This window comes from Actinoplanes sp. SE50/110, from assembly GCF_900119315.1.
In the GTDB taxonomy this organism is placed as follows: Bacteria; Actinomycetota; Actinomycetes; order Mycobacteriales; family Micromonosporaceae; genus Actinoplanes.
The window spans coordinates 2270959-2286067 of the sequence record NZ_LT827010.1 but is presented as its reverse complement, the minus strand read 5'-3'; the positions used below and the strand labels follow the sequence as shown (position 1 = coordinate 2286067).

7 protein-coding genes are annotated in these 15109 nt (G+C 72.3%); 4 read left to right on the top strand and 3 right to left on the bottom strand.

What is annotated here, in order from left to right; genetic code table 11:
• Positions 1-206 precede the first annotated feature (206 nt).
• The 3 genes from ACSP50_RS10230 to ACSP50_RS10220 all read left to right on the top strand — a co-directional run bounded on the left by ACSP50_RS10230 (position 207) and on the right by ACSP50_RS10220 (position 10008).
• On the top strand, positions 207-3368 hold the full coding sequence (locus ACSP50_RS10230; protein WP_014689103.1) for a penicillin acylase family protein: 3162 nt from the start codon (positions 207-209) through the stop codon (positions 3366-3368).
• A 165-nt stretch (positions 3369-3533) separates the two neighbouring features.
• Positions 3534-8987 (top strand): carboxyl transferase domain-containing protein, encoded by a 5454-nt coding sequence (locus ACSP50_RS10225; RefSeq protein ID WP_043511143.1) that lies wholly within the window; start codon positions 3534-3536, stop codon positions 8985-8987.
• A 118-nt stretch (positions 8988-9105) separates the two neighbouring features.
• Entirely contained in the window at positions 9106-10008 is a 903-nt protein-coding gene (locus ACSP50_RS10220) for an oxygenase MpaB family protein (RefSeq protein WP_014689101.1), read from the top strand.
• On the opposite strand, the gene ACSP50_RS10215 is transcribed toward ACSP50_RS10220, so the two are convergent.
• Positions 9950-11485, bottom strand: coding sequence for a glycosyltransferase (locus ACSP50_RS10215; protein WP_014689100.1), 1536 nt, complete (start codon positions 11483-11485; stop codon positions 9950-9952). The genes ACSP50_RS10220 and ACSP50_RS10215 overlap by 59 nt on opposite strands.
• Positions 11482-12747: a glycosyltransferase family 4 protein gene (locus ACSP50_RS10210; RefSeq protein WP_014689099.1), complete on the bottom strand. Its 1266-nt coding sequence runs from the start codon at positions 12745-12747 to the stop codon at positions 11482-11484. The genes ACSP50_RS10215 and ACSP50_RS10210 overlap by 4 nt, the downstream gene beginning before the upstream one ends.
• A gap of 65 nt (positions 12748-12812) precedes the next feature.
• On the opposite strand from ACSP50_RS10210, the gene ACSP50_RS10205 reads away from it, so the two are divergent.
• The gene (locus tag ACSP50_RS10205) at positions 12813-14414 is read left to right on the top strand and encodes a glycosyltransferase family 4 protein (RefSeq protein WP_014689098.1); all 1602 of its coding nucleotides are present in this window, start codon (positions 12813-12815) and stop codon (positions 14412-14414) included.
• Between the two features lie 6 nt (positions 14415-14420).
• Here the strand turns inward: ACSP50_RS10205 and ACSP50_RS10200 are convergent, their stop codons facing one another.
• The gene (locus tag ACSP50_RS10200) at positions 14421-14993 is read right to left on the bottom strand and encodes a hypothetical protein (protein WP_014689097.1); all 573 of its coding nucleotides are present in this window, start codon (positions 14991-14993) and stop codon (positions 14421-14423) included.
• Positions 14994-15109 lie beyond the last annotated feature (116 nt).

The window sequence follows — 15109 nt, the reverse complement described above, 5'->3', positions numbered from 1 at the left end:
CGTAGCCCGCGGAACGGTCAACACCCCGATCGAGGGACGCGGATGCCGGGGACCGCCTGGGCTCGGACGCTGTCGCGTGCAATTTGCAGAATCCGCCCCGATCGGGGGACCCGGACCGCCGCCGTTCACTCTGGCGTCATGAGACATCGACGATTTAACATCTATGAACGATTTTCGCGTTCGTGTGCACCCTGAAGGGACCGTCCATGCGCCGACGCTGTCTGCAGTTCACCGCCGCCCTCTCCGCCTCCCTCCTGACCACGGCAGTGCTGGTCCAGGTGAGCGCAACGCCGGCCACCGCGGCGTTCGCGAGCAACGACTACTGCCTCGGCGAGTGCTCCGACATCCTGCCGCCCGGGCAGAACGGCGACGCCGACCTCGCGCAGATCCTCGCCCACCAGGTGCTGGGCACCATGCCGCCGCACGCCGACGACCAGCTGGCGCCGTACGCGAATCTGGCCTACCACTACACCGGCCTCACGCCGCAGCAGATCAACACCTTCTTCAACGACTCGTCGTACGGCGTGGCCGCGGCGAACGTGGCCAGCACCGTCACGCCCCGCTCGGACGTCAGCATCGTGCGCGACAAGGCGCTCGGCATCCCGCACGTCACCGGGACCACCCGGGCCGGCACGATGTTCGGTGCCGGGTACGCCGGCGGCCAGGACCGGCTGTTCCTGATGGACCTGCTGCGGCACGTGGCGCGCGGCTCGCTCACCTCGTTCGCCGGCGGCGCCGTGGGCAACCGGGAGCTGGAGCAGAGCGTCTGGCGCAACTCCCCCTACACCGAGGCCGACCTGCAGGCGCAGATCGACGCGCTGCGCGCCGCCGGCACCCGCGGGGCGCAGCTGTACGACGACGTCGTGCAGTACCTGGCCGGGGTCAACAGGTACATCGACGACTGCATGGCGGCCCGGGACTGCCCCGGCGAATACGTGCTGACCGGCCACCTGGACGCGGTGACCAACCTGGGCGGGCCGGAGCACTTCACGCCGACCGATCTGATCGCCACGGCCGGCGTGATCGGCGGCCTGTTCGGCGGAGGCGGCGGCACCGAGATGCAGTCCGCACTGGTCCGGGTCGCGGCCCGGGCGAAGTACGGCGCGACCGCCGGAGACCGGGTGTGGCGGCAGTTCCGCGAGCAGAACGACCCCGAGACGGTGCTGACCCTGCACAACGGGCAGAGTTTCCCGTACGGCGCGGGAGATGTGAACGCCACGGGTGTCGCCATGCCCGACCCGGGTCCCACCCCGCAGCCGATCGTCTTCGACCGGACCGGTTCCGCGCTCACCGGCGGCGGGACCAGCACGATCGCCGGGTCGCTGGGCTCGCTCACGATCGGCAGCGCGAGCCGGGGCATGTCGAACGCCGCGGTGGTCTCGGCGGCGAACTCGGCCACCGGGCACCCGGTCGCCGTGTTCGGCCCGCAGACCGGCTATTTCGCGCCGCAGTTGCTGATGCTGCAGGAGCTGCAGGGTCCGGGGATCAGCAGCCGGGGCGTGGCGTTCAGCGGCCTCAACCTGTACACCCTGCTGGGTCGCGGGCCGGATTACGCATGGAGTGCCACGTCGTCGATTCAGGACATCACCGACACCTACGCCGTCCGTCTGTGCAACCTCGACGGCAGCGTGGCGACCACGGCCTCCACGTCCTACCTCTACCACGGCACGTGCACCGCGATGGAGAACCTGACCCGGACCAACTCGTGGAAGCCCACCACGGCCGACTCGACGGCCGCCGGGTCGTACCGGCTGACCGTGCAGCGCACGAGGTACGGCCTGGTCACCTGGCGGGGCACGGTCGGCGGGGCGCCGGTGGCGTTCACCGGGCTGCGCGCCACGTACGGCCACGAGGCGGACTCGGCGGTCGGCTTCCAGATGTTCAACGAGCCGGAGCAGATGGGCACCGCGGCCGCCTTCACCACCTCGGCGTCGCACATCGTGTTCGCGTTCAACTGGTTCTACGTCAACTCCACGCAGAACGCGATGTACACCTCCGGCGCCCAGCCCGTCCGGCCGGTCGGCGCCGATCCGGAACTGCCCACCTGGGGCGACGCCGCCAACGAGTGGACCGGCTGGAACGGCGCCACCGCACACCCGCAGGCGGTGAACCAGGACTACTTCGTCAGCTGGAACAACAAGCAGGCCGGGGACTTCTCGGCGGCGGACGGCAACTTCAGCTTCGGCGCGGTGCACCGGGCCGACCTGCTGGACGCGCCGCTCAAGGCCGGGGTGGCGGCCGGCGTCAGATACGACCGCGCCTCGCTGCTGAAGGTGGTCGAGCAGGCCGCGCTGACCGACCTGCGCGGCAGAGAGGTGCTGCCGGTCCTGCTCCGGGTGATCGACACGGCGACGGTCACCGACGCCGCCCAGGCCGCGGCGCTCGCCAAGCTGCGCGCCTGGTTGGCGAACGGCGCGGTGCGCCGGGAGACGGCGGCCGGGAGCAAGGCGTACGTCGACGCGGACGCGATCCGGATCTTCGACGCCTGGTGGCCGAAGCTGGTGCAGGCCGCGTTCACCGGCGGGCTGGGCGATCCGCTGTTCGGCGCGCTGGTGGACGCGCTGCAGATCAACGAGTCGCCGTCCGGCGGGCAGACCGGGCCGGTGTCCACCCTGCCCACCTCGGCGAACGAGTCGCAGGCCCACAAGGGATCGGCCTTCCAGTACGGGTGGTGGGGCTACGTGAGCAAGGATCTGCGCGCCGTGCTGGGTGACCCGGTGCCGGGCTGGTCCACCACCTACTGCGGCGGCGGGGCGGTCGGCGCGTGCCGCGGCGCGCTGCTGTCCAGCCTCGGCGCGGCGCTGTCCGAGCCCGCCACGGTCACCTATCCGGGTGATACTCACTGCTCGGCCGGCGATCAGTGGTGCGCCGACGCGATCCTGCAGTCACCGCTCGGCGGGATCACCCACGGCCTGGTCGGCTGGCAGAACCGGCCGACGTATCAGCAGGTGGTGTCGTTTCCGGCGAGGCGCGGCGACAGCGTGGCCAACCTGGCGGCCGGCCGGCCCGGCACCGCGTCGAGCAACCAGTCCGGGTATCCGGCCGGCAACGCCGTGGACGGCCGGCCGGACACCCGCTGGGCCAGTTCCCGGGCCGACAACCAGTGGCTGCAGGTCGACCTGGGCGCGGCCACCCCGGTCGCCCGGGCGGTGATCAGCTGGGAGTCGGCGTACGCGAAGACGTACCGGATCGAGACCTCGCCGGACGGGACCACCTGGACCCTGGTGGCCGCTGTTGCCGCAGGCGACGGCGGCACTGACGGGGTCGCCCTGACCCCCACCACCGCCCGGTACGTCCGGCTCACCGGGCTGACCCGGGCGACCGGTTACGGCTTCTCGGTCTACGAGATGGAGGTCTATTCCCGTTGATCGCACGGGCGGGCCCGCCGGGGTCGGGGGGCCCGCCCGACTACCCCCCAGTAGTACCCGTAAGTAACCCCTAGACGCAGCTCAGGCAGGGTGGTTGCGGCTCAATGGGCTTTACCACCTGTACTCTCTCGGCGAAGGTTTTTGCCGAGGTAAGGGCTCGATCGGGTGTTCACACGAATCGCCATCGTCAACCGTGGTGAGGCCGCGATGCGGCTCATCCACGCCGTCCGGGAGCTCGCCGCGGAGACCGGCGTGCCGATCGAGACCGTCGCGTTGTACACCGACGTCGATCGCACCGCCACCTTCGTCCGCGAGGCCGACATCGCCTACGACCTGGGTCCCGCCGCCTCCCGGCCGTACCTGGATCTCAAGGGTCTGGAGCACGCGCTGATCGCCACCGGGGCGGACGCCGCCTGGGTCGGCTGGGGCTTCGTCGCCGAGGACCCGGCGTTCGCCGAGCTGTGCGACCGGATCGGGATCACGTTCATCGGTCCGAGCGCGGACGCCATGCGCAAGCTCGGCGACAAGATCGGCTCGAAGCTGATCGCCGAGGAGGTCGGCGTGCCGGTCGCGGCCTGGAGCCGCGGCCCGGTGCAGACGCTGGAGGCGGCCCTGGAGGCGGCCGAGCGGATCGGCTACCCGCTGATGCTCAAGGCGACCGCCGGCGGCGGCGGGCGCGGCATCCGCAAGGTGGCCTCGGCCGAGGAGCTGACCGAGGCCTACGAGCGGACCAGCCAGGAGGCGGCCCGCGCGTTCGGCAGCGGCATCGTCTTCCTGGAGCGCCTGGTCACCGGCGCCCGGCACGTCGAGGTGCAGGTCATCTCCGACGGGCAGGGCACCGCGTGGGCGATCGGCGTGCGCGACTGCTCGGTGCAGCGCCGCAACCAGAAGGTGATCGAGGAGTCCGCCTCCCCGGTGATGCCGCCGGAGCGGGCCGCCGAGCTCAAGGCGTCCGCCGAGCGGCTCGCGGTCAAGGTCGGCTATCGCGGCGCGGCCACCGTCGAGTTCCTCTACCACCCCGGTGAGGACCTGCTGGCCTTCCTCGAGGTGAACACCCGGCTCCAGGTGGAGCACCCGATCACCGAGTACGTGACCGGCACCGACCTGGTCAAGCTGCAGATCCACGTCGCCTCCGGCAACCGGTTGACCGGTGAGCGGCCGGTCGAGCGCGGCCACGCGATCGAGGCCCGGCTCAACGCCGAGGACCCGGACCGCGACTTCGCCCCCTCCCCCGGCCGGATCGTCCGCCTGGAGTTCCCGGCCGGTCCGGGCATCCGGGTCGACACCGGGGTCAGCGAGGGTGACAGCATCCCGGGCGACTTCGACTCGATGATCGCCAAGGTGATCGCGTACGGCAAGGATCGGGACGAGGCGCTGGGCCGGCTGCGCCGCGCGATGGCCGAGACCACCGTGGTGATCGAGGGCGGCGCCACCAACAAGAGCTTCGTGCTCGACCTGCTCGACCAGCCCGAGGTGATCGACGGCAGCGCCGACACCGGCTGGATCGACCGGGTCCGCGGCGAGGGCCGGCTGGTCTCCGACCGGCACTCCGGCATCGCGCTGGCCGCCGCCGCCATCGAGGCGTACGAGGACGAGGAGCTGGTCGAGCAGCAGCGGCTGCTGTCCACCGCGTTCGGCGGCCGGCCCCAGGTGCGGCACGAGAGCGGCGCGCCGCTGGACCTGAAACTGCGCGGCTCCACCTACCGGGTGCGGGTCGCCCGGGTCGGCGCGCACCGCTTCCGGGTCGGCATCGAGGCCGGCGCTGACGTCCGGCTGGCCGACGTCACCCTGGAGCGCTTCGACGAGCACAGCGGCCGGATCACCGTGAACGGCGTGCGGCACCGGCTGCTCACCGGCACGCACGGCGCGATCACCCTGGTCGAGGTCGACGGCGTCACCCACCGGGTCAGCCGGGACGAGGGCGGCGTGCTGCGGTCCCCGATGCCGGCCCTGGTGGTGGCGACCCCGCTGGAGGCCGGCGCCGAGGTCGAGGCCGGCGCGCCGGTCCTGGTCCTGGAGGCCATGAAGATGGAGGCGGTGCTGCGCGCGCCGTTCCGGGCCCGGGTCAAGGAGGTGCTGGTCGCGGTCGGCAACAAGGTCGACGCGGGGGCCGCGCTGCTGCGCCTGGAGCCGATCGCCGGCGATGACGCCGAGCAGGCGGTCACCGAGACCGCGGCCGACGTCGACCTGCCCGCCCTGCCGGACACCGAGCCGGCCCGGCAGCGGGCCGCCCGCGGTCAGGAGGACCTGCGCAGCCTGCTGCTCGGCTTCGACGTCGACCCGCACGACGAGCGCCGGGTCCTCGACGACTACCTGTCCGCCCGGCGCGCCGCCACCGACGAGGGGCACCGGCCGCTGGACGCCGAGATCGCGCTGATCGAGGTCTTCGCCGACCTGACCGAGCTGAGCCGCAACCGGCCGGCCGGCGAGGACGGCGGCGACACCCACGTGCACAGCGCCCGCGAGTTCTTCCACACCTACCTGCAGAGCCTGGACGTGGAGCGGGCCGGCCTGCCGCAGTCGTTCCAGACCAAGCTGGCCAAGGCGCTGGGCCACTACGGCGTGACCGACCTGGAGCGCACCCCGGCACTGGAGGCCGCGGTCTTCCGGATCTTCCTGGCCCAGCAGCGCGGTTCGGCGGATGCCGCCGCGATCGCCGCCCTGCTGCGCGCCTGGCTGCAGGAGCCGCCGCCGGACGCCACCCTGCACGAGCCGGCCGGCCTGGCCCTGGAGCGGCTGATCTCGGCCACCCAGGTGCGGTTCCCGGCGGTCTCCGACCTGGCCCGCGGCGTGGTGTTCACCTGGTTCGGCCAGCCGCTGCTGCGGCGCAACCGGGCCCGGGTGTACGCGGAGATCCGTAAGCACCTCCGGCACCTCGACGAGTTCCCGCAGTCGCCGGACCGCGCCGACCGGATCGCCGCCATGGTGCGCAGCACCGAGCCGCTGGTCCGGCTCCTCGGCCAGCGCCTGGTGCGGCACAACCTGGACAACTCGGTGCTGCTCGAGGTGCTGACCCGGCGGTACTACGGCAACAAGGACCTGACCGGGCTGCACCAGGTGACCTCCGGCGGCTTCTCGTTCGTCGTCGCGGAGAAGGGCGACTCCCGCCTGGTCTCGGCCGCGGAGAGCTTCGAGAAACTGCCCGGCGCCCTGGCCGGGCTGGCCCTGCTCGCCACCGGTGACGGCCCCGTCGACGCGGACGTCTACCTCGCCTGGGAGGGCCAGCCGGCCGACCCGGAGGAGATGGCGGTCGCGCTGCACGAGGTGATCAGCCGAGTCGCGCTGCCGGCCCAGATCCGCCGGCTCACCACGACCGTCGCCGGGCGCAGCGGCGCGGTCATGCACCATCACTTCACCTTCCGGCCGTCCACCACCGGGATGGAGGAGGAGCGGCTGATCCGTGGCCTGCACCCGTACATCGCGCAGCGGATGCAGCTGGAGCGGCTGCGCAAGTTCGACCTGACCCGGCTGCCGTCCGCGGACGAGGAGATCTACCTCTTCCAGTGCGTCGCCCGGGAGAACCCGGCCGACGACCGGCTGGTCGCGTTCGCCCAGATCCGCGACCTGACCGAGCTGCGCGAGCAGGACGGCCGGCTGGTCGCCCTGCCGACCACCGAGGACACCATCGCCACCTGCCTGGACAGCATCCGGCGGGCCCAGTCCCGGCGGTCGTCGGACAAGCGGTTCAGCACCAACCGGATCGTCATCTACGTCTGGCCCGAGCTGAGCCTGACGTACAACGAGATGGAGATGATCGCCCGCCGGGTGTCGCCGACCACGGCCGGCGCCGGCCTGGAGGAGATCCTGTTCATCGCCCGGCGCCGCGACGAGGCGACCGGCGAGCTGGTCAAGGTCAACGTGCGGATCACGTTCCGGCCGACCGGGGGGACCGAGCTGATTCTCAGCGCACCGACCACCGAGCCGGTCGAGCCGCTCGACGGGTACCGGCAGAAGGTGCTGCGGGCGAGCAGCCGCAACACCGTCTACCCGTACGAGCTGGTCGAGTTCCTCGGCACGTTCGAGGAGCATGACCTGGACGAGCAGCACCGGCTCGTACCGGTGAACCGCCCGAAGGGCAGGAACTCCGCGGCCCTGGTCGCCGGGGTGGTCCGCACCGTCACCCCCCGGCACCCGGAGGGCATCACCCGGGTGGTGCTGCTCGGCGACCCGACCAAGTCGCTGGGCGCGCTCTCCGAGCCGGAGTGCCGCCGGGTGATCGCCGCCATCGACCTGGCCGCTTCCCTCCAGGTGCCGCTGGAGTGGTACGCGCTGTCCTCCGGCGCCCGGATCTCGATGAGCTCCGGCACCGAGAACATGGACTGGGTGGCCGAGGCGCTCAAGCGGATCGTCGAGTTCACCCAGGACGGCGGTGAGATCAACATCGTGGTGGCGGGCATCAACGTGGGTGCCCAGCCGTACTGGAACGCCGAGGCCACGATGCTGATGCACACCAAGGGCATCCTGGTGATGACGCCCGAGTCGGCGATGGTGCTGACCGGCAAGCACGCGCTGGACTTCGCCGGTGGCGTGTCCGCCGAGGACAACTTCGGCATCGGCGGCTACGACCGGGTGATGGGGCCGAACGGGCAGGCGCAGTACTGGGCGCCGAACCTGATGGCCGCGCGGGACGTGCTGATGGCGCACTACGACCACACGTACGTCGTGCCCGGGGAGGACGGTCCGCGTCCGGTCGCGACCGGCGACCCGGCCGACCGCGACATCTCGGACTTCCCGCACACGGCCGAGGGCAGCGACTTCACCACGGTCGGCGAGATCTTCTCGGCCACCGCCAACCCGGACCGCAAGAAGCCGTTCGACATCCGCACGGTGATGCGCGCCCTGGCCGACCAGGACCATCCGGTGCTGGAGCGGTGGGCCGGGATGGCCGACGCGGACACCTCGGTGGTGCAGGACGCGCACCTCGGCGGCATGCCGGTCTGCCTGCTCGGCATCGAGTCGCGGTCGGTGCCGCGACGCGGGTTCCCGCCCACCGACGGCCCGGACACCTACAACGCGGGCACGCTGTTCCCGCGCTCGTCGAAGAAGACCGCCCGGGCGATCAACGCGGCCAGCGGCAACCGCCCGCTGGTGGTGCTGGCCAACCTGTCCGGCTTCGACGGCTCCCCGGAGTCGATGCGCAAACTCCAGCTGGAGTACGGCGCGGAGATCGGCCGGGCGATCGTCAACTTCCGCGGCCCGATCGTCTTCGTGGTGATCTCCCGCTACCACGGTGGCGCGTTCGTGGTGTTCTCCAAGCGGCTCAACCCGTCGATGACGGTGCTCGCGGTGGAGGGGTCGTTCGCCTCGGTGCTGGGCGGCGCCTCGGCGGCCGCGGTCGTCTTCAGCGGCGACGTGGCCACCCGGACCGCGGCCGACCCGCGGATCCGCGACCTGGAGGCCCGGGTCGGCGCGGCCACCGGCGCCGAGCGCAGTTCGCTCGCCGCCGAGCTGGACGAGCTGCGGGCGGCGGTGCGCACCGAGAAGCTGGGCGAGGTGGCCGGCGAGTTCGACCGGGTGCACAGCATCCAGCGGGCCGTCGAGGTCGGCTCGGTCGACGCGGTGATCAAGGCCGCCGAGATGCGCCCGAAGATCATCGAGGTGCTCCGCAACCACGCCTGACGGTTACTGATCAGTGGGGCCCGGCATGCGTCGGGCCCCACTGCCGTTACTCGTGTTGACACACATCAGCGGGACGCCTAGCTGGTGCCGCACGGTCGATACAAATGATGATGGACTGATGCCGCGCCGACGTTACGAGCTGCGCGACCGGATCGCGGGTCTGGACCCGGAACGCGACCACCTGGAGATCTACCAGCTGTCCGCGGGGCGCGAATTCCCCTGGGACTACACCCGGGCGCTGGAGTTCGCACTGTTCCGCACCTACTGCGTGCCGAGCATCTCGCGGCTGCTGGCGGCGACCGGCGAGTTCCGGCTGCGGCCGCAGAAACGCTACGACGACACCGCGCTGCTGATGGCCGAGATCGCGGCGCACGGTTACGACTCGCCCCGCGGCCGGGAGGCGCTCAAGGTGATCAACCGGGCGCACGGCCGTCATTCGATCGGCAACGACGACATGGTGTACGTGTTGTCCACCTTCGTCTACGACCCGATCGACTGGCTCGACCGGTTCGGGTGGCGCCCGCTGCACGAGCACGAGCGTCTCGCCGCCTTCCACTACTACCGGGAGGTCGGCCGCCGGATGGGGATCCGCGACATCCCCGCCGGTTTCGCGGATTTCGCCGCGTTCAAGCGGGACTACGAGGCCCGGCACTTCGTCTACTCGGACACCAACCGGCAGATCGGCGACTACACGGTCGGGTTGTTCGCCGCGTGGTTCCCGCGATTGCTGCGCCCGGCCGTCCGGCTGGCGGTGCGGGGCATGCTGGACGAGCGGATGCTGGCCGCCTTCGGGTTCACCCCGGCGCCCCGCTGGGTCGGCGCGGTGGGGGAAGCCGGGTTGCGGGCCCGGGCCCGGGTCCTCCGGTTCTTCCCCCCACGTCGTACGTCAGTCCTGGGAATCTCACCCGGCAACCGCACCTATCCCGGCTATCCGCGCGGATATCGGCCTGCCGACCTGGGCGTCAGCCCTTCTTCAGGACCGGCGAGCGCTGCAGACGGGCCAGCACCCGCCGCGCGGTGAGCGGCACCACCGAGATCATCAGGCGGCCGGACTCGTCGACGGTCGGCGCGATCGCGAACAGCCGCCCGCCGCGCCGGCGCACCACCGGCCGGGGCATCGCGGCGCGCGCCGCCCGGACCGCCGCGGCGCCGGCCGCCCCGGTCGCGGTCTGCGCGCCCAGCGCCCGGGCCGGGTCGAAGTCGCCGGGCTGGGCCGAGACCGCCCGCCGCTGCCCGGAGTCGCCGGAGCGGGCCAGCACCTCGGCCACGTCCAGCCGGATCGTCACACCCTTGCCGGTGCGCTCCACCCGGGCCGGGATCTCCTCGGCACTGACGCTGCCCGGCGAGCCGCCGTTCGCGGTGATCACCAGTTGGTCGCCGGCCCAGGTGAACCCGGTGGCGTCGAGCTTGGCGTCCCAGTCGGGCACGTCGGTGACGTCGAAGACCTCGTCGGGCAGGGTGCCGAAGCCGGGGTACGCGGCGTAGCGCCGGCCGCCGCGCTCGACCGTGTCCGGGACGCCCCCCTCGGCGTCCTGCCGGATCACCGCGATCAGGTCGTCGACCGTGCCGTGCCGGGCGACCGCGAGCCGGATCCGGGTCTCCGGCCCGAGCTGGGCGGCGATCCGGTCGGTGAGGTACTCCCCGGCCAGCCGGCCGACGGTGCGGTGCAGCTGCTCCTGGGTGGGCCGGTCGAGTTTCAGCACGTCGTCCTCGAGCAGCCGGGCCACCTCGTGGTCGAAGCGGTGCACCATGATCGCGTCGCGGCGCTCGCCCGGCTCGATCAGGTTCGCCACGAACGTCATGATCTTCTCGACGGTCTCGATCCGCAGACCGTGCCGGCTCAGGTAGGTGATGTTGGTGGCGCTGAACCGGCGGACCGCGAAGTAGTAGTCGTAGTCGGCGAGCACCGAGATCCGCCGCGCGTGGAAGCACGCGGCCAGCGTGAACGGCAGGTCGCTGCCGATCTTCATGTCCTCCGGGTACCGGATGCCGTGCTGGTTCAGCAGCTCCCGGCGGTACAGCTTGGTGTTGGCCAGCGACCGCGGCAGCGGCGAGTCGAACAGGTCGACGTCGGGCTGGCTGGACTGGTAGATGTCCTGATAGATGTGCCGGCTGTTGACCCCGACCACCCGGCCCAGCACCACGTCGGAGCCGTACTCGTCAGCGGCCTTGACCAGGCGCTCCAGCGCTTCCGGGCCGAGCCGGTCGTCGGCGCCGACGAAGAACACGTACCGCCCGGTGGCCGCCTCGATGCCGCGGTTGAACGGCCCGGCCGGGCCGCCCGAGTTCGCCTGGTGGATCACCGTGAACAGGCCCGGGTAACGGCGGTCGAACCGGTCCAGCTCGGCGCCGCCCCGGTCGGTGGAGCCGTCGTCGACCGTGACGATCTGCATCCGCCCGGTCCCGATGGTCTGCCGGACCAGCGAGTTCAGGCACTCGGTCAGGTACGGCATGGTGTTGTAGACCGCGACCACCACGGTGACATCGGGCGTGCTCATCCGAGTAGCTCCTGATAGATGGTGTTCAGCCGGTCGGCCTGCGCCTCCCAGGTCCAGCCCGGCAGCGGGCTGTCCGGAGCGTCGTACACGGCCCGGTACCGCTTCGGGTCGGCGAGCACCGCCCGGACCGCGCGGGCCAGGTCGGCCGCGTCCCGGGCCCGGAACACCTCGCCCTGCCCGGTCGCCCGGACCGCCTCGGCCATCGCCTTCACGTCGCTCACCACGATCGGCAGGCGGGCGTGCGAATATTCGAAGAACTTGGTGATCAGCGCGATCTCGTGGTTCGGCCAGTGATGGATCGGGATGACCCCGACATCGGCCGGCGACAGGAAGCGGAACACCTGGTCAGCCGGCACGTAGGGCACCGCGTGGACACGGTCGGACGCGGCGGTCAGGGCCTGGATGTGCGGTGCCGACGGATTCTCCACGACCAGCGCCAGATGCACCCCGGGCAGCTCGGGCAGCGCCTCGACGATGGTGTCCAGGCCACGCTGCGGGCTGGACGACCCGCTGTACACCAGCAGCGGTGTCGCCGGATCAAGACCACACAGAAGACGCAGATCGGGTACGTCGTCAGCTCCGGCCTGCGCGGGCGCGTTCAGCACCACGCCCGGCCTGGTCGCCAGCCCGTGCTCGCGCTGCAGCAGTTCGGCCAGCGCGTCCGAGACGGTGACCACCGCGTCGGCGAACGGCACGTACTCCCGCTCGTACGCCAGGTGCGCCGGCAGCCAGCGGGCGTTGTCCCGCCGCGGCCGTGCCCCGGGCAGGAACTCGTGCGCGTCCCAGACCAGCTTCACGCTCCGCCCGGCCGCGGCGGCCCGCTGCTTGGCCCGCGCGCCCACCCCGAGCATCCGGAAGTCGTGCGCGTGGATCAGCGCCGGCGCCAGCTCGTCGATCACCGGACCGAACGCCCGCTCGTAGTTCCACAGGCCGGGCTCCAGGCGCCGCCATGCGCGGTCGCCCTCTTTACCCAGCCAGTACCTGACCTGGGCGCGTTCGACCGGTTTGCGCGCCTTGCGGGCCAGGGCCAGCGGCAGCCCGCCGCGCTCCACCAGCCTGCGCTTGAGGCCGCCGCCCCCACCGGACGCGCCACCGCCACCGCCCATCGGCAGCAGCCGCACCTCGGCCGGGCCGATCTGCCAGCGGTGTTCCTCGTGGTCGGGCGAGCAGCCCAGCAGCGTGACGTCCCAACCGGCCTCGGCGGCCGACCGCGCGGTCTTCTGGACCCGCGAGTCGCCGTTCACGCCGTTGTCGACGAGCATGACAACCTTCATGATGGCGCGAGTGTACGGTCACCCGGCCGAGCGAAGATCACGAGAGGCCTCCTGTGCACCGATCCGACTCCCCTGCCGACGTTCTCTACCTGGCCCTCGGCCCCCGGCGCCTCACCGCCGCCGGGGCGCACACCGCCCGCCTGGCCGCCGAGGGGCACTCCGTCACCTTGGCCGTGACCAGCGAGAACGTCAACACCCCCGCGGGCGTCACGGTGCGCCGGGTCACCTCGCCGGCGCAGGCCCGGGCGCTGGCCGAGGCCGCCGAGGTCACCTATGCGGGCGACGCCGAAGCGCTCGCCGCAGTTTACGGACTCGCCACCCGCCTCGAGCCGTCGGCCGACCCGCGGCGCCGTCCCGGCCCCGCCGACCTGGCCGTCGTCACCCCCTGGTACCCGTCGCCCGACGACGCGTTCGCCGGCGCCTTCGTCCGCGCCGCCACCGGCGCGGTCCGCGAGCACTTCGCCCGGATCTCGGTGCTGCACACGCAGAGCTGGTTCTACCCGCCCGGCCGGCTGCGCGGCCAGCTCCTCGGCGTGGCCGCCGAACGCCAGGCGGTCAGCAGCGGAAACACCGTCGTCTTCGACGACGCGGAGGGGGAGGTCGCGCGCGTCGCGGTCCCCACTCCGGCCGGCGGGGACTATCTGGCGTACGCCGACGAGCAGACCGCCGCGCTCCGCAGCGCGCTGCCCACCGGCCGGATCGAGGCCCCGGTGGTGCACGCCCACACCGGGATCATGGGCGGGGTGGTCGCCGCCCGGCTCGCCCGTCCCGACGCCCGGCTGGTGGTCACCGAACACGCCACGTATCTGTCCAAGGTCTTCGCCCAGCCCGGCGCGCGGCACCGCTACGCCCGCATGCTGGACCGCGCCGACGCTCTGCTCTGCGTCAGCGCCAGCCTCCGTGACCAGCTCGCCGGCTTCTTCCCGGCGCACACCGGCAAACTGCACGTGGTGCCGAACGCGATCGATTTCGGCGCGTTCACCGTCCGCCCGGAGCCGCCGAAGGCCCCGCACCGCTGGCTGTACCTGGGCCGCCTGATGGAGCACAAGGGCGTCCTCACCCTGATCGACGCGTTCGCCGCGGTCGCCGCCGAGGACCCGGCGCTCACCCTCACCCTGGTCGGTTCCGGTCCGCTCACCGACACGGTCGACGCCAGGATCGCGGCGCTCGGGCTGACCGGGCGGATCACCCGGCGCCCGCCGGTCGAGCCGGACCGGGTGACCGCCCTGCTGCACGAGCACGACGTACTCACCCACGCCAGCGTCCGGGAGACCTTCGGCATGACGATCGTCGAAGCGGTGGCGACCGGGACGCCGGTGCTCGTCGCGCTCAGCGAGGGCCCGGCCGAGACGCTGGCCGGGCTGTCCGGGGTGGCGGGCGAGACGTTCGCGCCGACCACCGACCCGGCGGTGATCGTGGCGGCCTACCGCCGGCTGCGCGACGGCTTCGGCACCCTCGACATGGCGGCCGCCCGGGCGGCCCTCGACGCCCGATACGGGCGGGCGGCGGTCGCGGCTCAGCTGCTCACCGCGTACCGCGGAGGTTCTTCCGGCGGGACGCCGATGCCGATCCCGGCACGCCCGCAGCGATCCGGCGCGGTGCTGCCGGAGGCAGCGACCCGTGCGGCCCGCCGCGTCATCCGCAAATTCCGCTGATCACCCCTACGCGGTGGTGGGCGCCGCCATCAGATGCGGCTCCCCCACCCGCCGCGCGCTCATGATCACCGCGGTCACCGCAACGGCGGCCGGCACGAGACATCCGGCGAGACCGATCAGCGTGCGGGCGTCCGGGTGGATCAGCGACTGCCCCCGGTTCACCTGCCAGGCCAGCATGCCGATCAGGCCGCCGTACGCTAGCGCCATGATCCCGACCAGCCGCCGCCGCACCGCCTCGGTCAGCCACGGCCGGGTCCGGGCCGCCACCGCCAGCAGCCCCGCGGTGATCAGCAGCATGTGAACAGCGTGCAGCCCGACGAAGTGCGGCACCCGGATGTCGCCGCCGGTCGCGTTCCAGTGCGTGATCGGCATCCCGGTCCCGTCCGGATCGCCGCCCACCCCGTGCCCCTGATACATCGTCACCGGGCGGCCGTTCGCGTCGAGCACGGTCCGCTGGTGGATGCTGGTCGCCATCCAGTAGACCGGCAGCAGCATCCCCACCGTGGACAGCCCGAGGCCGGCGCGCATCGCCCGGGCCAGCGCCCGGTCACCGGTGTGCCGCAGCAGGACCAGCACCACGATGATCAGCTGGGTGAGGAACAGGGTTGCTGTGCCGGATGCCGACCGACGGCGAGGCGGCGGTGCCGAGCCTGCCCCGGGCGCCGAACCTGTGCGAGATCATCGGCCGCCGTGTT